This is a genomic window from Thalassospira sp. ABL2_045, assembly GCF_056161285.1.
The window spans coordinates 53,526-74,315 of the sequence record NZ_JBSWYV010000013.1 but is presented as its reverse complement, the minus strand read 5'-3'; the positions used below and the strand labels follow the sequence as shown (position 1 = coordinate 74,315).

Here is a 20,790-nt window from a genome sequence, read left to right as displayed (position 1 = left end):
TGATATGGCTTTAGTCTTTTGGTTTTCTGGTCTTTTTCGGTTGCCTCAGCCCGATTTTCGGTTCGGGTTACTGGTGGCTTTTGACCCGGCCAGCACGCACAGCAATTCATACATGAGCGAGATGCCAAGCCAGGCTGTTCCTCCCGAAGGATCAAAGGGTGGGGAAACCTCGACAAGGTCGGCCCCGACAAGGTTAAGTCCGCTCAAGGAACGGATCATTTTCTGGGCTTCGCGGCTGGAAAAGCCGCCGATTTCCGGTGTGCCGGTCCCCGGTGCAAAGGCCGGGTCAACCGCATCAATGTCAAAGCTGACATAGGTTTTATCCATGCCGACAATGTCACGCGCCTCGGCCATAACCTGATCAAGGCCGCGATCAAGGACCTCTTCCATGCGGATGATGCGCACACCCTGTTCAAGGCCCCATTCGACATCTTCGCCGTCATACATCGTGCCGCGAATGCCGATCTGAACCACGCGGTTCGGATCAAGGTAGCCTTCCTCGATCGCGCGGCGGAACGGGGTGCCGTGGGTGTATTTGAAACCGTTGAAATAGCTGTCAAACAAATCGGTATGGGCATCGAAATGCACCATGCCAATCGGACCATCAGCCGCCAGCGCCTTGATGATCGGGTAGGACAACAAATGATCGCCGCCAGCACTGAGCGGGCTGATGCCCATTTCTTTCAGTTTGGCGATAAAGCCGGTGACGCTTTCCAGCGTATCCATGATGTCGGCCGGATTGACCGGCGCATCGCCGAGATCGGCGACATTGCGGTCTTCAAACGGGTTCTGGCCGGTGGCGGGGTGTTTCGGGCGGATCATGGTCGACAGATCGCGCAACTGGCGCGGACCGTGACGAGCGCCTGGACGGTTGGTGGTCCCACCGTCCCATGGCACGCCAAGGAGTGCGATATCGACCTCTGCGCAGGCAGCATCCGATATTGAAATTTGCGGGGCGCGCATGAAGCTTGCGACACCGGCATAGCGCGGCAAGGTCATGGCCGAGGGCGGAACAAAGGAAATGCCCGATGCAGTATCCGGCTTGTCGGTGGTGGTGCTCATGTGGTCGTCCCTCAAGGCGGTGGCGCGATAGCGTGGTGGCGCTGGTGACGCGGTGGCGCAATAGAATGGTTCAAAGCTCTTGCAAACTGTGCCCAGAGATTGCCATGACGGGACGCGTTCAATAATATGAAACTTTCAAACTAAACGTCTGATTTTTTCAACCTATTACTTTCGCAAAGGTTTGCGCCCGATGTCTGTCAATCTGCCACCGCTGAGTGATGTGGATTTCCGCCAGTTGCGGATTTTTCGCACCATTGTTGAAAGCAATGGCTTTACCGCCGCCCAGGATGACCTTGGCATTTCAAGATCGACCATCAGTACACAGATGTCAGCCCTTGAAACCCGGTTGGGGGTGAAGCTTTGTCGGCGCGGGCGGTCTGGCTTTTCACTGACCGAACATGGGCAAAAGATCTATAGCGAGGTGATCAAACTGTTTGCCGCCGCCGACTCATTTCGGGCCGAGGTGGGGGCGATCCGCGGCAATATGGTGGGGGAACTTCGCATTGGCGTGATTGATGCCATGGTCGAAAACCCCAATTGCAAGCTCGATCGCGCGATTGCGCTGTTTCACGAACGGGCACCGGGCGTGCATCCGACCTTTGTGGTTGTCTCGCCCAACCAGATTGAAAATGCGTTATTGAGTCGGCAGATGGAAATCGCCGTCATGCCCAACCAGCCGATGAATGCCGCGATCCAGATGCAGCAGCTTTTTCACGAAGAACAGACGATGTATTGCGGCAAGGATCATCCCCTTTTTGAAGCCGCCCATTCAAAAATGCCGATCGAGGAACTGGCCGAACAGAAATACGCACGGCGCGGCTATTCGGTCGCACTCGCCTTTCAGTCCCTGTTCAAACATCCGCCAAGTGCGACGGCCTATGACATGGAAGGGCTGGCCTATCTGATCCGAAGTGGCAAGTTCGTAAGCTTCCTGCCAACCCATTTCGCCCGACAATGGGTCGAGCGCGGCGAGATGCGCGCCCTTCGTCCCGATCTGCTCAGCTTCAAGATCGGAATGTGTGTCGCCAACTTCCCGCAATCGGTGATGTCGCGCATGGCACGCGTGTTCCGCGAATGCCTGATCGAGGTCCATCCGACGGTGACCGCAATCAAAACCGTGCCGCCGACGCTGGATAAGAAATGAGTTAGGGTCGGAAACGGACTTTCAAGAATACCCTGCTTCGCGCTGATGACGGATGACCAGAATGGTCACTTTATCCCCGTCAATCCGGTATCGTGCGACATAGCCGCTGTCACCAAAATCAATCAGCCATTCCCGAAATTCTTCAGGAAGGTCATCAACCAGACGGCCAAGATTGGGGTGCGCGCCAAGTACCTTCAGTCCTTGACGGATGGCTTCCCCGGCACGGCGCGCGGCATCAGGATTCTTTGTGCGCAGAAACTCACGGAGCCGTTGCAGGTCCCGAATGGCTGCCGGTGCGAACCTTACTTGTGACATTCAGGTGCTGGCAATTCATCGTCCGTTCCCCAGCTTTCCAGCCAACGGTCGACCTCTTCAGCGGTTGCGTGAAGGCCTGTTTCCTGGAACTCTTCCCATGCCTGCTCCGTGTCACGCTTCAGCGCCTCACGCTTTTCCTCGCGTTCGACATATTGCGAAATCGCTTCGCGCATGATCCAGTGCGATGTACGTTGCCGGGCTTCGGCAAGATGCCGAACGCGGCCTTTCATGTCATCATCGAGCTTGATGGACGTTGCAGATGCCATGTGAGCCTCTGAGCCAAAAGGTAATACCTTGTGCTACCGTAGCGTTTTCGGGCCGTTTTGTCTAGGTTCAGTCCCGCCAGGTTGCCCCTCTGCTATGAGAAAAGGGGACTGTATCCGGTTTTTGACAACGGCAATCAAAACCGTGCTTTCGCAGAGATGAGTTAGAGGCGGAAACGGTTGCGCAAACCCAAGCCGATCAGGAACAGGAAGATGAAGCTTAGAACGCCTTGGCCTATCATTATGGAGTCGAGGAGCAGGCTTGGGTTGTTGCAGTAAAGAGCTTCTATTGCGTCCTCTCGTAAGCCATAGGACTGCGGCAGGAAGGGGAGGCTGTTGCCAACCGCTAAAGTACTGGCGTGTTCCCAGATATCTCTTGGCGAGAGTACCGTCGCGGTTGCAAGTATCTTGTAGGATATAGCGCTACCGATAGAAATTGCCAAAAGTGAGATAAAGGGCCTTAGAATGCTTTGGCCGTAGTTGCTTAAACCGCTAAAGGCGATATCTAAGATTGACCCAAGTTTGGAAGTTTCACGCCACCTTCGGGCTCTGTTCTCATCAGCAGAAAACCGTAAAGCCGCCTGATGGTCTTTGTTTGTTTCAGCAATCTCTTTGAGACGCCGTAATCTGACTGAATCTAAGGTTTTCTCAGACTTCTTCAGTGTTTTTAGCGGCCAATAGTTGGTCAATCCAGAGCGCTGAAGGTTTGTTTTTAGCTCTCCTAGCTCGACTTGATGGGATGCATGGGTTCCGCGTAGGTCAGGAATTATGTCAAGTTTACCTGATAAGAAGATCGGCCCTGCAAACGATGCCCCCATCAAATCGAAAAGCTTAAAGTCATTGCTATCTTTTGGTATTTTAAAAATGGCTTGGTTTTTGACTGAGATATGTTGAGCGCTAAATTTAGCGCCTAACAATATACGGGGAGAAAAAAATAAGTCCGCAAATTGGGCCCAAGAGAGAGCGATGTTACTTCTGTTGATTTTAGTATCAATAAAATTTACTGGGCTGTTCCGAAAATTACTTCGGAAAAAGTCGATCGAGCTATTATTAAATGTAGCGTTCAGTAAACTGAAAACACCAGAATCGATGGAGGCATTTGCGAACGAGAAACGACAATTGTTAAAAGTGGTGTTGCTGAAATTTATGTCGCAATCCCCAAATTCCGCCGTGTAAAAATTTAGTCCTGCAGAATCAAGCTTTGTGTTCCCAAAGTTAACAATCCCGCCTCTAAAGCGTGTTCCCGAAAAGTTTATTTCACCTTCACCGAATATTGATCCAAAAAAGTTAGTTTCGCCCTCACCGAAATCAGCCTTTGAAAAATCAACATCTCCTCGCCCGAAATTGGCTAGAGAAAAAAACACATGACCATTTCCGAAATTAAACCCGGAGAACGAGAGTTTCCCACTAGAGTCTCGCTCACGTGAGAAGTCTACGTCAGCAAAACTAATAACGTAGTCTGAGTGGGAATTGATCCAGTCATTCCATGCATTTCGACCTTGGCGCCAAAGCTTTATAGCGGCATCGCCATCTAAAATATTCTGCTCCTCGTTGCGCATTCTCTGAATTCGTTCTTTGTGATAAAAACGGGAGATATAAACTCAGAATGCCCTTAAAAGTAGTTTTTGGCGAGATAAAAACTGAATAGCTTTGGTTCACTCCCCGATTGGACGTTATGGTTTGACCGGGCAGGGGAATTAACCGAAACGGATCATCAAGACCATGCTGTCATCGCTGAATATCCGTCATATGCGCGTGTTTGTCGCAGTTGCCGATCAGGGGAATTTTACGGCTGCGGCCGGGGTTCTGGGGCTTGGGGTTCCGGCGGTTACCGCGACCATTCGCCAGTTTGAGGATGTGACGGGGGCAGCCCTTTTTGATCGCACAACGCGTCAGGTGGCGCTGACCCAAACCGGGGAGCGGTTTTTGCCGATTGCCAGGCGGTTACTGGCCGATTTTGAAGAGGCGCTTGGTGATCTGGATGCGCTGTCAAAGGGTGTTGGCGGCAAGATCACGATTGCCGCGGCACCCTCGGTCCTGACGCGTATTTTGCCGACCGTGATTTCCGAATTTGTTGCCGCCCATCCCGATGCACGCATTCGTCTGGATGAACGCAATGCCGGTGAAGTGCATGAGGCGGTGGCCAATAATGCCGCCGATTTCGGCATTGCCGGGGAATGGCAGGCGCTGCCGGATATTGCCTTTCGCCCGCTGTTTTCCGACCGGTTTGGCGTGCTGTGCCGGGCCGATCATGCATTTGCCCAAAAGTCGGTTTTGCGTTGGTCGGATTTGACCGGGCAAAAACTTGTCGGGTTGGGGCCGGAATCCGGCACCGGGGCGCTGATGGCGCAGCCCGGTGTGACCAGCGATCTGTCATCGGACACCATGCCGGTTCTAAGTCCTGCGGTGCGCGATGCGGTGGCGGCAGGCATTCCGGCCGCAAAATCGGTTTTGGCGCGGGCGCAAAAGGCGATGCGGGCCGAGGAAAGGGTGCTGAAATCGCTTGATCCGAACGGCAGTAAAGAAGCCAAGAAAGACAGCGATATCGCGCTGGGCGCGACCGGCCCGATCCTGCCGCGCCCGATTGTCGAAACATCCAACACCATCACACTGGCCGCCATGGTCGCCGAGGGCGTGGGGATTACGGTTTTGCCGGAACTGGCAGCAAAGGTTTCGGATATGGCGGCCCCCGAAAAGCTGGTCTTCGTGCCACTCACCACCCCGGAACGCCATCGCCATATCGGCGTGATTACCCGCAAAAGCAAAAGCCTTTCGCCGATTGCGCGCCTGTTCCTTGATCAGGTCATCGTACTCGCCCCCAAACAGGACCTTCCGGCCAGTTTGACGTGGTATTGAGGCGGTTTCGTCGTCAACGGATTTAATAGCGTCAATCATCCATGATTGATTTCAGTGATATTTATTCAATCAATGATATGTTTCTGATATAACGGTACCCTACCTTTGGGAAGGTTTCGGGGGACGTTGTTATGTTTGAGCATCCGGTCATCGATGTCGCGTTGGGGCTGATCTTTTTCTATGTGACCTTGAGTTTGGTGGCCTCGGCCGCACAGGAGTGGGTTGCGAGTTGGGTTGGGTTGAGGTCTACCAACCTCGAGCAGGGGATCAAGCGGTTGTTGGGGGACAAATACGCCAAGGCGGTTTATGCCCATCCGCTGATCAAGAACCTTTCGCGGTCGGGACAGCTTCCGTCCTATATCGAACCAAAGACATTGAGTGCCGTGTTGCTTGAGGTTCTGGCGAAGAACGAGGGCGATAAGTCCTTTGTTTCCCTGAAAGCCGATGAAGTCCGAGAGCTGATTGCCAAGCTGCCGCAAGGGGCGGGTGGGGATGTAGCCGATAAGAAGGACGATGATGATCTTGCCGCGGTTTTGACGGCCTTGCTAACCGATGGTGAGAAGGCGGCCATTGAGTTGCAGGAGAAACTGGCGAGCTGGTTTGACGAAGGGATGGTCCGGATTTCGGGCTGGTACAAGCGCAAGGTCAAGCTGTTCATTCTGATCATTTCCGGGGTTGTCGTCGTGGCGACAAATGCCAGCACCATTCATGTTGCCGAGGCGCTTTGGACGAATGAAGCACTGCGCACCCAGATTGCTGCGCAGGCGGAGGTGGCGGCAAAGATGGAGGATGTGAGCGCGCTTGAACCGAAGAACATCGATGCACTGAAGTCATTTCCGATTGGATGGAAAGAAGCGACTTTCGAACAGAACATGTCTGCGCTTTTCACCGGCACGGAGTTTCTGAAATCGATCATTGGTTGGCTGATTACGGTTGCGGCGATCAGTCTTGGCGCGCCGTTCTGGTTTGATTTGCTGGGTAAGGTGGCGAACCTGAAGGGCACCGGCGGCAAGGCGCCGGAGAAGCCGAAAACGACGGGCGGCGCGGCGACTTGATTTTCCGCGCGTGATTTCATCACTGGCAGAGCGGGCTGTTTGCGACATATCATGGCCAGGGTTCAGACACTCGAAGCCTGACATGATGACCCGGTCGCAGGAGATGGCATGAGCACGGATACGAAGAACGCGTCAAAGCCCCGCAAGAAGATCAATCTGGCCCTGCAGGGCGGGGGATCGCACGGGGCGTTTACCTGGGGCGTTCTGGATCGTTTGCTTGAGGATGAAGAGATCGAGCTTGAGGCGATTTCGGGCACGTCTGCCGGGGCGATGAATGCGGCTGTGGTGACATCGGGCTTTTGCAAGGGCGGGCATAAGGGGGCGCGCGAGGATCTTGAGGCGTTCTGGTCGGCGGTTTCCGAAGCCGCGCGGTTCAGCCCGCTGCAGCGATCCCCGATTGATGTCCTGTTTGGCAACTGGTCGCTTGGCAGTTCGCCGATGTATCAGTGGCTTGATATGTCCGCCAAGATGTTTTCGCCCTTTGATTTGAACCCGGTGGGGGATAATCCGCTGGCGGGGCTGTTGGGGGATGTGGTTGATTTCGATCTTTTGAACAAAAGCCCGACCAAGCTTTTTATCACCGCAACCAATGTGGAAACCGGGCAGGCAAGGGTGTTTCGCAACCCTGATATCAGCCTTGATGTGCTCCTCGCCTCTGCCTGTTTGCCCAATATCTATAAGACCGTCGAGATTGATGGCGTGCCTTATTGGGATGGCGGATATTCCGGCAATCCGAGCCTCGGTCCGCTGGTGCGGGAATGTTCGGCCAATGACACGGTTCTGGTGCAGATCAACCCGGTCAAGCGGCCGGGGATCCCGAAAACCTCGCACGAGATCTCAAGTCGGCTGAACGAGATTTCGTTTAACAGCAGCCTGGTGAAGGAGCTGCGCATGATGTCGGTGATCCGCAAGGACATGCCGCCCCATCAGTGCGAGGCCAGCAGTTGGGGCACCATGCGGATGCATCTGATCGCCAGCGACGTGATGCTGGAACTTGATCACACGACCAAGATGAATGCGGAATGGGACTTCATGACCATGCTGCGCGACAAGGGGCGCGAGGCGGCGGGGCATTTCCTTGATGCCCATCGCGGCGATATCGGCACCCGCCCGACGCTCGATCTTGAGCAGTTTGCGCCGGATTACGTTTAGCGCATTAATCCGCGCGCTTGCCAAAACGCAGGCCATCGATCATCAGATCAAGCATGCGATAGGTATGCTGCATGCCTTCATTCTGTTCGGGGTCGTCAGTGTTGCCGCCGGATTGGCTTCCTGCACTTGCGAGGTTGCCAATTGCGCGCAGCAGATCAAAGGCGTCGATGTCTGATCGTGCTTCGCCCGCCTTGGCCGCGGCAGCCAGCAGGCTTTCAAGGGCCGGTTCAAAGTTGCTGCGGAAGTAATCGGGCAGCGCATCAAAGGCCGGATCGCCCGAATGAAGCGAGGACGCCAATCCCTTTTTCGTCACGATGAATTGGCAATAGCGCCTTAGCCAACGCGACAGGGCCTCCCCCGGTGGATAGTCCGCGGCAAGTGTTTTGGCATCCGCAGCACAGGCATCGACTTCGCGTTTGAAGACGGCAACCACAAGATCACTTCGTTTGGGAAAACGGCGATAGAGCGTGCCAACACCCACCCCGGCAGTTTTGGCAATTTCACGCACCGGCGCATCGACGCCCGATTTGGCAAAAACCGTCTTGGCAGCCTCAAGCACGGCGTCTTCATTGCGGGCGGCATCGGCGCGGATGCGTTTTTTTGTGCCGGTAGTTTCTTCCTGCATCTCTTTGTTTTTCCACACTTAACCCGGTCAACGCGGCGCAGACGGACTCCGGGCGCTGATATTCATGCTTGATAAACGGAACAGTGTTCCGTATTTAAAACAGCAACAGGAACGTTGTTCCGTTTGTTGGTTTATAGGCGAAATCAGCCGTTTCGCCAAGCAAAACAAGGATGTTTGCCATGAATAACCTGATTACAAGTGCGCGTCATATTCCGGTTCAGGATGCGGTTACAGCGGTATCAATCTGTCCGGTCACCTTGCCCATGGCGGACCGACCGCAGCCGATTGAAATGCGGATTACGGCACCGGCCGAGGGGACCAGGCTCCCGGTCATCCTGCTGTCGCACGGGCACGGGCCGTCGCTTTATATTCCGTCGATGAACGGCTATGGCCCGCTCGCACAGTTTTATGCCGAGCAGGGCTTTGTCGTGATCCAGCCAACGCATGGCAATTCGAAGGTTGCCGGGTTTGGCGCGGATGCGCCGGGGGCGCCGTTTTTCTGGCGCTCGCGGGTGGCGGACTTCAAACATATCCTTGATCATCTCGCCGAGATCGAGGCGGGCCAGCCGATCCTTGCCGGGCGTCTGGACCATGATCGGATTGCAGCGGTGGGGCATTCGCTGGGCGGGCATACTGTTGGCATGTTGCTGGGGACACGCCTGAGCGATACGGCGGATCCGGCGGTGCAGGAGGTGAACCTGATGGAGCCGCGGATCAAGGTTGGGGTTTTGTTGGCCGCACCGGGCAATGGCGGCGAAAGTCTGAGCGCGCATGCCCGTGCAAACTATACAATCATGAACCCCGATTTTTCCCACATGACCACACGTACCCTTGTCGTCGCAGGCGATGCGGATGACAACCCGCATCTGACCACGCGCGGGGCGGCATGGCATACCGATCCGTTTTATTGCAGTCCGGGCAGTGACTTTTTGCTCACCCTTAGGGGCGGTAAACACGGGCTTGGCGGCATTGCCGGTTATGATGCCAAGGAAACTGATGACGAAGATCCCGACCGCCTTGCCGTGACCCAGCGGATGACAGCGGCCTATTTGCGCAGTGCGCTTGAGGGCGATGATCTGGTGTGGGCAAGGGCGTGTGATGCGCTGGCGGCCCAGTGTGCGGATCTGGCGTATGTGACGGGCAAGTAGGGTACCTGCGTTGCCGGGCATGGTGGTCAGTGATGGTTCGCGTTGGTCAATGGCGGGCGGTGCAGATTGCGGTTGCCGTCAATCCGGCGTACCCTGTCGATCGTTGCCAACAAGGTTCCTGACCATCATGCCCCAAAGCGAGTTTGAGAAAATGCAGTCCGGTGATTGGTATTCCTGCCTTGATCCGGAAATAACCGTGATGCGCCATCGCGCGCTTGAAGCCTGTCATGAGCATAGCGTGCTGTATCCGGCGGAACGCGGCAATATCGGCCCGAAGCTCCGCGCGTTGTTTGCGGAGTGTGCGGATGATGTGCGGATCGAGGCGCGGTTTCATTGTGCCTATGGCATCAATATTCATCTGGCCGAGGATGTGTTTTTGAATGTCGGCTGCGTGATTTTGGATACAGCCCCGGTCAAGATCGGCAAACATTCGATGCTGGGCCCGAATGTGCAGATCTACTGTGCCGACCATCATCGCGATCCGGAACTGCGCAAGCAGCATCTTGAAATCGCCAAGCCGGTGACGATTGGCGACAATGTCTGGATCGGTGGCGGGGCGATCATTCTGCCCGGCATTACCATTGGCGATGAAGCGATCATTGGCGCCGGATCGGTTGTGACGCGTGACGTTGCTGCCGGGGCGACAGATGTCGGGAACCCGGCCAAGCCGGTTGGGCGTTAGGAACATCATCTCCCCAAAAAAGAGGCAACCGGCCAGGGGTGGACGCGGTTGCCGTGGAGTTCATCGCGAGCTCCAAGTTGGGACAAACCTTTTCAGGATGTCACAGGGTAAGTGTTGAGCGGGAATGCTCGTTCAGGCGATATCGTCGGTCGCCGGGCGGCGTTTGCGGCCAGTGACCATGGCACGCACCAGATTTTCATGATGGCGCAGGCTGGCCAGGATGACGCCGCCGACATGCAGCAGTACGAGGAACAGCAGGCCGTTTGCCAGTGCCTCGTGGGTTTCCTCGATCCATTCCGAGCCCCAGAACACGGTAGTGGTGTACATCCAGCCTGTCAGCGCACAGCCGGCCATGGCGAGGATGAGGGCAATGATCATGGCGGCCCCGGCCGGATTGTGGCCGACATAACGGTGTTCGGTGCCGCGCAGGATATCGCCAAGATATTTAAGCGTTGCCCGGGGGCTTTTGATGAACTGGGTAAAGCGGGCATAACGCGTGCCGATCAGACCCCAGACGAGGCGCACCGCAATCAGACAGCCGGCAGCATATCCCGCCCATTCATGCAGGTTGTCCCATTCATCGGCCGTGATCCAGGCGATGACGAAACTTGCCGCCAGTCCCCAGTGAAACAGGCGAACAAACGGGTCCCATACTTTGACAGACATGATGCGTGCTCCTGTTGGTGCGGGTTTTGTCGGGTAAACAGGTTCGGGGAGGCGGTCCTGAGCAAGGGCACACGTGCAGGCAGGCACGGGGCCAGGGGACAGCATTGCTCAGAGCCGCGCTCAGCCGAAAGGAAGATCAGTCTTCTTCCTTGACGAGTTCGAAAGTGGCCGGGTTGAAATAGGCCTCAACCTTCTTGCCGTCCGGCTTGATGGCGTAAACCTCAAAACAGCCTTCATCTTCCTTGATCTTGCGGATGTCCCAGCCGTCCGCAGTCAGCTTTTCCTTCAGCGCATCCATGCTCTGCCATTCGGCTTTCGGCGCGTTGCAGTAATCATCACTGGCCTGTGCGATATTGGTGCTGAGGCCAAGGGAGGTGGTGGCGAGCAGGGCGGCGGCAAAACTGCCAAGGGCGGCTTTCTTCAAAACAGTGTTTTTCATGGCGTGGTTCCTTCGTAAGATAGGGGGAATGTCATGATCGACCCGGACTATGACGCGGTTTCCTGACAGCAAACTGAAACGCGATATCGCCCGTGTTCAGCTTGCTGTCAGGAAGGGCCGATAGCCAGGTTCGATTGTGCGAAGCATGGGGATGAGGTCGGGGTGCGTATTCTTCTGGTCGAAGATGAAGTGATGTTGGCAGACGCGGTGCGCGATCATTTGCTGGCCGCGGGCGAGGCGGTGGATCACAGCGCAAGCGTGGTCGATGCCGAGATCATGCTGCGCGGGACCAATTATGATGTGTTGCTGCTTGATCTGAACCTGCCTGATGGCAAGGGGCTTGATCTGCTGCGCGATTTGCGCCGCCGGGGATCGGCGACACCGTGCATTATCCTGACCGCACAGGATCAGATTTCAGACCGGATCGCGGGGCTGAATGCCGGGGCGGATGATTACCTTGTGAAGCCGTTTGATCTGAATGAGCTTTCCGCGCGCCTGGCGGCGGTATCGCGGCGCTATAGCGGCAATCCCAATCCATTTGTCGAACTGGATGGCGGGGTCGAGGTCGACCTTGCCGGGCGGTCGGTGTTGCGCGACGGGGCGCAGGTTGATTTGACCTCGCGCGAATGGGCGCTGTTTGATCAGATGGTCAAACGGCCGGGCCAGACATTATCCAAACGCCAGCTTGAAGAAGCGCTGTATGAATTTGGGGCGGAGATCGAAAGCAACACGGTCGAGGTTTATGTCAGCCGCCTGCGCCGCAAGCTTGGCCGCGACGTGATCAAGACCGTGCGCGGTGTCGGCTATCGGGTTGAGGGATAATGAAGATCAGGGCGCAAAACAGTCTGCAATATATTCTGACAAAACGCCTGACGGTGATTGTTGCACTGTTCTGGGTGATTGGCGCGGCGTTTGCGGCCTATACCGCACGCCATGAGATGGAGGAGGGGGCGGATACCGCCCTTATTGAAACATCACGGCGGGCATCGACGCTTGTGATTGATTATCTTGAAAACCACAGGGGCGATGGCGGGATCGTTGTGCTGCCCGAGCCGGGATTTGACGTCGAGCTGGGCGATGACGACGACAGCGACTATGACGAGGATTTCGACGATTTCGATGACTTCATGCAATATCAGCTGCGCAACGCGGATGGCGCGGTTTTGCTGCGCTCCCAAAATGCACCGGACAAACCGTTTGATGCGCCGCTCAGACCCGGTTTTAGCAATGGCGATGACGTCCGAGTCTATACCAGCCTGACCGGCAATGGTGACATGTTCATGCAGGTGGCCGAGCCGACCGAACACCGCAATGAAGCGATCATTGAAACGGTGGTGTCGCAATTTACCCCGCTGATCTTTTTGATCCCTGTGACCATTCTGGCGGTGGTCTATAGTGTCACCCGCGCGCTTGGCCCGGTGCGGCAAGTACGCAACGAGATCGAGGCACGCGGGGAGGGCAACCTGACCCCGATTACGCAGGACGACCCGATCGAGGAAATCAACACCATCGTCACAGCCGTCAACCGGCTGATGGCCAAGCTTGAGGCAGCCTTAAGTGTCGAGCGCAGCTTTACCGCCAATAGCGCGCATGAGCTGCGCACGCCGATTGCCGTGGCACTGGCGCAAACACAGCGACTGGTGCTGGAGCTGCCCGAAGGTCATGAAAGCCGTAAACGCGCGGTTCAGACCGAAGAGGCGCTTAAACGCCTGTCGCGGTTGTCCGAAAAGCTTTTGCAGCTGGCGCGCGCGGAATCGAGCGGTGGCTTTAGCCCGACCGGACATAATCAGGAGCTTGGCCCGACGCTTGGCCTTGTGATCGAGGATCTGAAACGGGCCGGGATGCACGGGGCCGAGATCCGCTTTGATGCTGATAATCTGGCGACTCTCTTAGCCAATATCGACCATGACGCCTTTGCCATTTGCATGCGTAACCTGATTGAGAATGCCCTGAAATATGGTGGCGATGACCAGTCGGTCGATATCACCGTGGTGGACGGGCATACCGTGCAGGTGTCAAACGGCGGTGCGGCCATCAGCCCGGCAGAACTCAGCCAACTGACCACCCGGTTCAAACGATCCAGCAGCAAGGCCGACGGATCAGGCCTAGGCCTTGCGATTGTCGAGGCGATTGCACGCAACACCAAGGCCGAACTCAAGCTTTATTCACCACGACCGAACCATACGGACGGCTTCATGGCCGAGCTTTGTTTGCATCAGAGTTAGGCATCGACGCCACCGCCGTGCATAGAACGTAAAATAGCATTCCCTAAACACGCGCCCAAAAGGCAGCTGGTGAATGATGGGGCCGGATTGGGCGCGGTTGAATATTTGCGTTCGGTGAGAAATCTTACCGATTTATGTTTTGAAATCGAAACGTCATAAATGGCGGTTTTCCGCCATTGTAAACGTTTCAAATGTTCATCAAACTGAAACGTAAGCGTTATCGAACTGACTTCTTCGTTGGGTATGGTTTGTCCCGTCGAAGGAGTTTTGTTGCAGATGACATCCAAGCCCACCATGCGCACTGTGGCCGGAAAGGCCGGCGTTTCAATCGCAACCGTATCACGGGTGATCAACAGCCCCGATGAGGTGCCGGTTGAGACAGTCGAGCGCGTGCGGGCGGCGATGGCGTATTTGAAATATCGGCCGAACATGAATGGTCGACGGCTCAAAATGTCGGAAACGCGGTCGGTCGGGGTTCTGGTGCCGACCATGGCCAACCCGGTCTTTGCAACATCGGTGCAGGGGATCGAACAGGCCGCCCATGAAGATGGCATGACCGTGCTTTTGACATCGTCGGAATATGATCCCGAACGCGAACTTGGCGCGGTTTCGACTTTGCTTAATAACCGGGTGGACGGGTTGATCCTGACATTGGCCAATGCCGATGATAACCGGGTGACTGATCTGTTGATCAGCGAAAACATCCCGTTCGTTTTGCTGTTTAACCAGCCGACCCGAACGGATGTCGCATCGATCAGTGTCGATAACGCCAAGTCGGCTTATGACATCACAAAATCCATGATCGTACAGGGCCATCGCAATCTGGCGATGGTGGCGGGCCGGTTTGAAAGTTCTGACCGTTCGCGTCAGCGCTATGACGGTTTTTGTCAGGCGCTTCGTGACGCTGCGTCAGAGGGCATTAACGATATCGCCGCGCCGCGCCTTTGTCAGGTCGGATTTGGCGAGACCAACCTTGATGACATTCTTGAAAGTTTTCTGACCGGGCCAAATGCGGTGACCGGTCTTGTCTGTTCGACCGACATGCTGGCGATTGCGGCAATCAGCGCATGCCGCACCCACGGGCTTTCGGTGCCCGGGGCTGTGTCGGTCGGGGGAATTGATGGAATTGCGGTGGGTGGGCTGATCACACCGAAACTGTGTTCGGCCGTTCAACCCACCCAGAAGATGGGCCAGCAGGCGCTTGCATTCCTGCTGGGCCTGATACGGGGGCAAACGAAACCGCAAAGTTTGCTTTTGCCCCATCAACTTAGCAAGGGTGAGTCGATCGGACCTGCCCGGCGTCAGTCATCACCCCGATTATAGGGAGATCAAAAGTGCGTTTCAAACAACTTGTCATGGGTGTGAGCCTTGCGGTTGCCGCCACGGCGGCCCAGCCTGCCTTCGCTGATGAAGCAGCCATCTGCTATAACTGCCCGCCTGAATGGGCCGATTGGGGCGGACAGCTCAAGAATATCTCGAACGATCTGGGCATTGATGTCCCGCAGGATAACAAGAACTCGGGCCAGACCCTGTCACAGCTTCTGGCTGAAAAAGAAAACCCGGTTGCCGATGTTGCCTATTACGGGGTGTCGTTTGGCATCAAGGCCAATGAAGCCGGCGTGGTTCAGAACTACAAGCCGACCAACTTTGACGCCATCCCAGATGGTCTGAAAGATCCGAACGGTGCATGGTTTGCCATCCATTCCGGCACGATTGGCCTGTTTGTCAATGTTGATGCCCTTGACGGTGCGCCGGTTCCGCAGAGCTGGAACGACCTTTTGAAGCCGGAGTATGCCGGTATGGTTGGTTATCTTGATCCGTCGAGCGCCTTTGTCGGTTATGCCGGTGCGGTTGCGATCAACCGTGCCATGGGTGGTTCGCTCGATGATTTCACCCCGGGTATCGAGTTCTTCAAGAAGCTGAAGGAAAACGATCCGATCGTTCCGAAGCAGACTGCCTATGCCCGTGTTCTGTCGGGCGAAATTCCGATCCTGCTTGATTACGATTTCAACGCCTATCGCGCTAAATACAAAGACAGCGCCAATGTTGAATTCGTGATCCCGTCCGAGGGCACGGTGACCGTGCCGTACGTCATGAGCCTGGTTGCCAACAACCCGCATGGCGAGAACGGCAAGAAGGTTCTGGATTACGTGATGTCAGACAAAGGCCAGGCCCATTGGGCAAATGCCTTCCTGCGTCCGATCATCCCGAGCGCAATGTCGGAAGAAGCGTCGTCGAAATTCCTGCCGGATGCCGACTATGCCCGTTCCCAGCCGGTTGATTACGCCAAAATGGCCACGGTGCAGACCGGTTTCTCTGACCGCTATCTTTCCGAGGTACGTTAAGGTGTCGATTGACATTGATCTGAAGGAGGGGCGTTCGCGCCCTTCCTTGCTGTCATCCTTTATGACCCCGCGTGCTGCGGCGGCGAGCCCGGCGATCCTGTCGATCCTTTTGATCCCGGGGTTGGTGATTGTTGCGGCCTTCTTTTTGATCCCGCTGGCGCGCGTTGCCTTTGAAGTTGGCAACGGACCGGAAGGCTGGGCGACCTATTTTCTGATCCTGACCAACGGGCGCTATCTTGAAAGCCTGATCCAGACATTGGTGATGTCGGCCGGCGTTACGGTGATGGCGCTGATCCTGTGTGCGATTGTCGGGCTGTTTTTGGTGCGCAACAGATTTGCCGGACGCAGCATTCTGATCGGGACATTGACCTTGCCACTGTCGTTTCCGGGCACGGTGGTTGGTTTCATGGTGATCATGCTGGCCGGGCGGCAGGGTGTGATTGGTGGACTGACCGATGCGGCGTTTGGGTCGAAGCTTGTCTTTGCCTATGACATTGCCGGGCTTTTTATCGGTTATCTGTATTTTTCGATCCCGCGGGTGATTTTGGCAGTGATGGCCTCTGCCGAGAAGCTTGATCTGCAGCTTGAAGAAGCTGCGCGATCCCTTGGGGCGTCGCGGTTTCGTGTGATTTGTGATGTGATTTTGCCCGGCCTCATGCCCGGCCTGATTTCATCGGGGGCGATTTGTTTTGCGACCGCGATGGGCGCGTTTGGTACGGCCTTTACGCTGGCGACCGATATCGATGTGTTGCCGATGGTGATCTATACCGAGTTTACCCGTAACGCCAATATCCCGGTGGCCGCAGCGCTTAGCATCGTTCTGGGCCTGATTACCTGGGCCTGCCTGGCTGCGGTGCGCAGCTTTACCGGCGAGGGCAAGAGCCTGCCGGTGCGTGGAGGGGCATGATATGCGACGCACAGGTGTCTTTTACGCACAGCTTGGCCTGACCATTTTGCTGTGTCTTTTTATCGTCGTGCCGATTGTGATGTCCGCGCTTGCCGGGGTGACCGTCAATGTGTTTCAGGGACTTTCATCGGGCCTAACGCTGCGCTGGATATTCGAGGTCTGGGACCTTTATGCATCAAGCATCTTCTTGTCATTGTGGCTGGCGATTGCGTGCCTGTTTGTGACCCTGATTGCAGGCGTGCCGTTGGCGTATGTTTTGGTGCGCAAGCCCGGCCGGGCCACCCGGCTGTTTGAAGAATTGCTGACCCTTCCGGTGGCCATCCCCGGCCTGGCATTGGCGTTGGCACTTTTGATTACCTATGGCGGGGTCAGTGGATATCGATCCAGTTGGCTTTTCATCCTGACCGGGCATGTGCTGTTTACCCTGCCATTCATGGTGCGGTCTGTTGCAGCCGTGATGTCGGCGATGGATATGAAAACCCTTGAAGAAGGTGCGGCCAGCCTTGGTGCCGGGTTCTGGCGACGGTTCTGTACCGTGATTGTACCCAATGCCAAGCCGGGCATTCTGGCCGGGGCATTGATGGTGGTGACACTGTCGGTCGGGGAGTTCAACCTGACCTGGATGTTGCATACGCCATTGACCAAGACGCTGCCGGTCGGGCTTGCGGATTCCTATGCCTCCATGCGTCTTGAGATCGGTAGTGCCTATACCCTGATTTTCTTTGTACTGATCATGCCGTTGCTGATTGCCATGCAAGTACTGGCAAACCGCGGCAGCAAGCCCGCACGTGCGACGGCGAAGGATAAATAATGACCATTTCCCAGAACAAGGCAGGGCGGGCGCAAGACGCCGGAACTGCGATCAAGCTGACAAACTGTGCCAAGACCTTTGCCGATGGTACGCGCGCCTTGATGCCATTTGATCTGTCGATTACGGCGGGGGAGACGCTGGTTTTGCTGGGGCCGTCGGGTTGTGGCAAAACGACGATTTTGCGCATGATTGCCGGGTTGGAATTCCCCGATGCGGGGGGCGCGATCCATTTTGGCGAAGATGACGTGACCCGCCAGTCGATTGAGCAACGTCGGGTCGGCATGGTGTTTCAGTCCTATGCGCTGTTTCCCAATATGACGGTGGCCGAAAACGTCGCCTATGGCCTTAAGGTGCAAAAGGTTGCCAAGGCCGAGCGTGACCAACGCGTGCGCGAGATGCTGGAAATGATGCATATCGACATGCTGGCCAATCGCCGTGTCGATCAGCTTTCCGGTGGGCAGCGTCAGCGTGTCGCCCTTGCGCGGGCCATTGCACCGCGCCCGCGTGTATTACTTTTGGATGAGCCGTTAACCGCCCTTGACGCCAAGCTGCGCGTGAGGTTGAGGACCGAGATCAATGCGCTTTTGCGCAAGCTTGGCATTACCGCGATTTACGTCACTCATGATCAGGAAGAAGCCATGGCCCTAGGTGATCGGATCGTGGTGATGCAAAAGGGAGAGGTCGCGCAGATCGGGACGCCACAGGAAATCTATCGCGCGCCGAAAACCCCGTTTGTCGCCGATTTTGTCGGGGCGAGTAACTGTCTGAAGGTCGATATCGATCAGGGCCGGGCGTTACTGGGCCGGGTTGATGTTGATGTTTCACCCGCATGGAATGCCAGCCAGACCACCGACGGCATGTCAGAGATTTATTTCCGGGCCGATGGTCTTGCGCTTTGCAGTGCTGAGGAGGCCCATTTCACCGCCACGGTCGAGGCCGTTTCCTATTTGGGGGAACGATTGCGTGTGACGGTTTCGGGCATCGGCGAGGGGGCTGTGTTGGTTGATACCGATCCGGATACAACCATGATGCCGGGCGAGACGGTGCATTGTCGATTGGTGCCTGAGCGCCTCGCCGTGTTTGCCGCGCGCTGACATTTGCCAATCCCAACAATAATAACAATTTCCAGATACGAGAGACTTCAAGAACATGCTTATTGCGCAATTGACCGATCTGCATATCGGTGCCGGGCGGCGTCTGGCTTATCGCAAGGTCGATACGGCAACGGCCCTTGAACGGGCTGCGGCACGGGTGAATGCCATGGTGCCGCGCCCGGATATGGTTCTGTTTACAGGTGATATTGGCGATCTGGGCACGTCGGATGAATATGCGCTGGTGGCCGATATTCTGCGCGACCTTGACGTGCCGTTCTATATGATCCCGGGCAACCATGACCAACGCACACCACTGCGGGCAGCCTTTCCCGATGCGATGCCGATCGAAGACGGCAGTGGGTTCATCAATTATGTGGTCGATGCCGGACCGATCCGGCTGATCGCGCTTGATAGTCTTGATGAAGGTCGGCCAGAGGGCAAGTTGTGTTCTGTGCGGTTGGACTGGCTTGAGCGCACGCTAAATGACGGTGACGACCGGCCTTGTGTCTTGTTTATCCATCATCCGCCGGTCGAGGTCGGGATCAAGCATATGGATGATCAGCGACTGCTAAGCGGGGCGGAGACATTTGCCCAGATCGTGCTGGAACACAAAGACCGTATTCAGGCGATCATGTGTGGCCATCTTCATCGTCCGATCCACACCAGATGGGCGGGCGTGCCATTGATTGTTGCGCCCTCAATCGCTCATCAGGTTGCGCTGGATCTGCGCGATGACGGGCCGTCAGCCTTCACCATGGAGCCGCCCGCAATGCATTTGCACCGCTGGGATGAAAAGCAGAACTGCCTTTTGACCTATCTGGCCTATGTCGACCAATATGACGGACCGCATCCGTTCTTTGATGAGAACGGCAAACTGATTGTATGATGAGGAACGGATATTGCACTGGGGCTCTGGGCCGTTGAATGCCCTGAGCCCCAGGTGCCAGGCTGTCAGTCAGACTGAAGAGCTATATTTCTTGGCTTCAGTTGGTATCTGGCAGATTGGGCTGCAATAATTGCTGTTCGAGTACAGCTTTAAGACCAGTCCAGCGCGTATGTGCTTTTATCTGATACTTATTGCCGGATGCGGTGGCGCCTGTCTTTTCGCTTAGGGCTTCTTTGTGCTTTTCGAGCTTAGTGTAATGCAAGGCAAGGACGTTTAAGTTACTGTTGTTTTTGAATGCATCATAAACGTCTTGAACATTTGCCGCCGTATCATCAAGAAATACGATATTTCGGACGTTGCCAGCGTCGGTAATTGCCATCAGGCATTGTAACATCAGACCTTTGTTTTGTCCTGAGACATACATCACGCCTTGTTGATAAGTCACAGGAATTCGTGCTGGGCAGTCAGCAGGAATAACAGGCCCCGCGATACTTGCAATATCGCTGCGACTTCCCAGAAGTGCGTTATCTTTTATGAAGCTGAGAAAGTCTGTGTTTTGGATTTTGAGCTTTGTGAATTGCGCTTCGGTAGCAGATAGATTGCTGTTGCCACGGGCGGTTAAAACCAGCAGACGTGCGCCTTTGTCGACGAGGTTTTGCAAAACCACCGGGATATTCGGATCAGTATACGGCATTTGATTCATGGAAAGCAGAAGAGCCGATATGTCGAGAAGATCATTTTCGCTCTTGGCAACGCGATAGGGATTGTCTGGTTCATCTAGAATGTCCGATTGCCAAGCATACCAAGCTGGACCACCAATATACTGACACGCATCGGGATCGTTCTGCTCCGGGCAATCCATCATCGTCAGGGTATCGTCATCGTCCATGACGATCAAAGTGTTGGCAATGGCCGGGTCGTTCCAAGACGCTATTTTGCTTTCCATTTCCACAAAAGAGCCAACCGACGAGAGAGTTGCATGGTTGTTGCCAGATGACGTACATCCTGACAATACAAGGGCGGATAAGAACGCAACCATGGCAAATTTCATTTGATTCTCCTGCCAGTAAAAGCCTGGTCATTCGGTGTGTTGGTGAATGACCAGTGCCCAACGT

The 20,790-nt window shown here is 55.6% G+C and carries 22 protein-coding genes; 14 read left to right on the top strand and 8 right to left on the bottom strand.

The features are described 5' to 3' along the window. Positions 1 to 45: 45 nt before the first annotated feature. Entirely contained in the window at positions 46 to 1,062 is a 1,017-nt protein-coding gene (speB, locus tag ACXAIA_RS16895; RefSeq protein WP_475350357.1) for an agmatinase, read from the bottom strand. A 190-nt stretch (positions 1,063 to 1,252) separates the two neighbouring features. On the opposite strand from speB, the gene ACXAIA_RS16890 reads away from it, so the two are divergent. Further along, positions 1,253 to 2,206, top strand: a complete 954-nt coding sequence (locus tag ACXAIA_RS16890; RefSeq protein WP_475350356.1) for a LysR family transcriptional regulator — start codon at positions 1,253 to 1,255, stop codon at positions 2,204 to 2,206. Between the two features lie 21 nt (positions 2,207 to 2,227). Here the strand turns inward: ACXAIA_RS16890 and ACXAIA_RS16885 are convergent, their stop codons facing one another. From ACXAIA_RS16885 to ACXAIA_RS16875, 3 genes are all read right to left on the bottom strand, one after another. Continuing rightward, entirely contained in the window at positions 2,228 to 2,521 is a 294-nt protein-coding gene (locus ACXAIA_RS16885; RefSeq protein ID WP_475350355.1) for a type II toxin-antitoxin system RelE/ParE family toxin, read from the bottom strand. Beyond that, positions 2,509 to 2,787, bottom strand: coding sequence for a CopG family ribbon-helix-helix protein (locus ACXAIA_RS16880; RefSeq protein ID WP_475346272.1), 279 nt, complete (start codon positions 2,785 to 2,787; stop codon positions 2,509 to 2,511). Before ACXAIA_RS16880 ends, ACXAIA_RS16885 begins: the two co-directional genes overlap by 13 nt. Before the next feature lie 161 nt (positions 2,788 to 2,948). After that, positions 2,949 to 4,343: a hypothetical protein gene (locus ACXAIA_RS16875; protein ID WP_475350354.1), complete on the bottom strand. Its 1,395-nt coding sequence runs from the start codon at positions 4,341 to 4,343 to the stop codon at positions 2,949 to 2,951. Positions 4,344 to 4,506: 163 nt separating this feature from the next. On the opposite strand from ACXAIA_RS16875, the gene ACXAIA_RS16870 reads away from it, so the two are divergent. The 3 genes from ACXAIA_RS16870 to ACXAIA_RS16860 all read left to right on the top strand — a co-directional run bounded on the left by ACXAIA_RS16870 (position 4,507) and on the right by ACXAIA_RS16860 (position 7,847). Beyond that, positions 4,507 to 5,640, top strand: a complete 1,134-nt coding sequence (locus tag ACXAIA_RS16870) for a LysR family transcriptional regulator (protein WP_475350353.1) — start codon at positions 4,507 to 4,509, stop codon at positions 5,638 to 5,640. Between the two features lie 131 nt (positions 5,641 to 5,771). Next, positions 5,772 to 6,695, top strand: coding sequence for a hypothetical protein (locus ACXAIA_RS16865; protein ID WP_475350352.1), 924 nt, complete (start codon positions 5,772 to 5,774; stop codon positions 6,693 to 6,695). Positions 6,696 to 6,803: 108 nt separating this feature from the next. Next, positions 6,804 to 7,847 carry a patatin-like phospholipase family protein gene (locus tag ACXAIA_RS16860; RefSeq protein WP_475350351.1) on the top strand — a complete coding sequence of 348 codons (1,044 nt, stop codon included), beginning with the start codon at positions 6,804 to 6,806 and terminating at the stop codon, positions 7,845 to 7,847. A gap of 4 nt (positions 7,848 to 7,851) precedes the next feature. On the opposite strand, the gene ACXAIA_RS16855 is transcribed toward ACXAIA_RS16860, so the two are convergent. Then, the gene (locus tag ACXAIA_RS16855; protein ID WP_475350350.1) at positions 7,852 to 8,472 is read right to left on the bottom strand and encodes a TetR/AcrR family transcriptional regulator; all 621 of its coding nucleotides are present in this window, start codon (positions 8,470 to 8,472) and stop codon (positions 7,852 to 7,854) included. A gap of 179 nt (positions 8,473 to 8,651) precedes the next feature. Between ACXAIA_RS16855 and ACXAIA_RS16850 the strand changes: the two genes are divergently transcribed. Further along, positions 8,652 to 9,620 (top strand): alpha/beta hydrolase family protein, encoded by a 969-nt coding sequence (locus ACXAIA_RS16850; protein ID WP_475350349.1) that lies wholly within the window; start codon positions 8,652 to 8,654, stop codon positions 9,618 to 9,620. Positions 9,621 to 9,747: 127 nt separating this feature from the next. Then, on the top strand, positions 9,748 to 10,302 hold the full coding sequence (locus ACXAIA_RS16845) for a sugar O-acetyltransferase (RefSeq protein WP_475350348.1): 555 nt from the start codon (positions 9,748 to 9,750) through the stop codon (positions 10,300 to 10,302). 132 nt (positions 10,303 to 10,434) lie between these two features. Here the strand turns inward: ACXAIA_RS16845 and ACXAIA_RS16840 are convergent, their stop codons facing one another. Together ACXAIA_RS16840 and ACXAIA_RS16835 are read right to left on the bottom strand one after the other, a co-directional pair. Next, a complete protein-coding gene (locus ACXAIA_RS16840) occupies positions 10,435 to 10,968 on the bottom strand; it encodes a cytochrome b/b6 domain-containing protein (protein ID WP_475350347.1) in 534 nt (177 codons plus the stop codon). Between the two features lie 136 nt (positions 10,969 to 11,104). Continuing rightward, positions 11,105 to 11,407 (bottom strand): PepSY domain-containing protein, encoded by a 303-nt coding sequence (locus ACXAIA_RS16835; protein WP_475350346.1) that lies wholly within the window; start codon positions 11,405 to 11,407, stop codon positions 11,105 to 11,107. Positions 11,408 to 11,569: 162 nt separating this feature from the next. On the opposite strand from ACXAIA_RS16835, the gene ACXAIA_RS16830 reads away from it, so the two are divergent. The 8 genes from ACXAIA_RS16830 to ACXAIA_RS16795 all read left to right on the top strand — a co-directional run bounded on the left by ACXAIA_RS16830 (position 11,570) and on the right by ACXAIA_RS16795 (position 19,675). Beyond that, positions 11,570 to 12,229: a response regulator gene (locus tag ACXAIA_RS16830; RefSeq protein WP_475350345.1), complete on the top strand. Its 660-nt coding sequence runs from the start codon at positions 11,570 to 11,572 to the stop codon at positions 12,227 to 12,229. Beyond that, on the top strand, positions 12,229 to 13,632 hold the full coding sequence (locus tag ACXAIA_RS16825; protein ID WP_475350344.1) for an ATP-binding protein: 1,404 nt from the start codon (positions 12,229 to 12,231) through the stop codon (positions 13,630 to 13,632). Before ACXAIA_RS16830 ends, ACXAIA_RS16825 begins: the two co-directional genes overlap by 1 nt. Before the next feature lie 276 nt (positions 13,633 to 13,908). Continuing rightward, positions 13,909 to 14,955, top strand: a complete 1,047-nt coding sequence (locus ACXAIA_RS16820; RefSeq protein ID WP_475350343.1) for a LacI family DNA-binding transcriptional regulator — start codon at positions 13,909 to 13,911, stop codon at positions 14,953 to 14,955. Positions 14,956 to 14,966: 11 nt separating this feature from the next. Next, positions 14,967 to 15,977 carry an ABC transporter substrate-binding protein gene (locus ACXAIA_RS16815; RefSeq protein WP_475350342.1) on the top strand — a complete coding sequence of 337 codons (1,011 nt, stop codon included), beginning with the start codon at positions 14,967 to 14,969 and terminating at the stop codon, positions 15,975 to 15,977. A 1-nt stretch (position 15,978) separates the two neighbouring features. After that, the gene (locus ACXAIA_RS16810) at positions 15,979 to 16,884 is read left to right on the top strand and encodes an ABC transporter permease (protein ID WP_475350341.1); all 906 of its coding nucleotides are present in this window, start codon (positions 15,979 to 15,981) and stop codon (positions 16,882 to 16,884) included. Position 16,885: 1 nt separating this feature from the next. Next, entirely contained in the window at positions 16,886 to 17,695 is an 810-nt protein-coding gene (locus ACXAIA_RS16805) for an ABC transporter permease (RefSeq protein ID WP_475350340.1), read from the top strand. Further along, on the top strand, positions 17,695 to 18,789 hold the full coding sequence (locus ACXAIA_RS16800; protein WP_475350339.1) for an ABC transporter ATP-binding protein: 1,095 nt from the start codon (positions 17,695 to 17,697) through the stop codon (positions 18,787 to 18,789). Before ACXAIA_RS16805 ends, ACXAIA_RS16800 begins: the two co-directional genes overlap by 1 nt. Before the next feature lie 55 nt (positions 18,790 to 18,844). Next, a complete protein-coding gene (locus ACXAIA_RS16795) occupies positions 18,845 to 19,675 on the top strand; it encodes a phosphodiesterase (protein ID WP_475350338.1) in 831 nt (276 codons plus the stop codon). 97 nt (positions 19,676 to 19,772) lie between these two features. Here the strand turns inward: ACXAIA_RS16795 and ACXAIA_RS16790 are convergent, their stop codons facing one another. After that, positions 19,773 to 20,726 (bottom strand): DUF2608 domain-containing protein, encoded by a 954-nt coding sequence (locus tag ACXAIA_RS16790; protein ID WP_475350337.1) that lies wholly within the window; start codon positions 20,724 to 20,726, stop codon positions 19,773 to 19,775. Between the last annotated feature and the right edge of the window lie 64 nt (positions 20,727 to 20,790).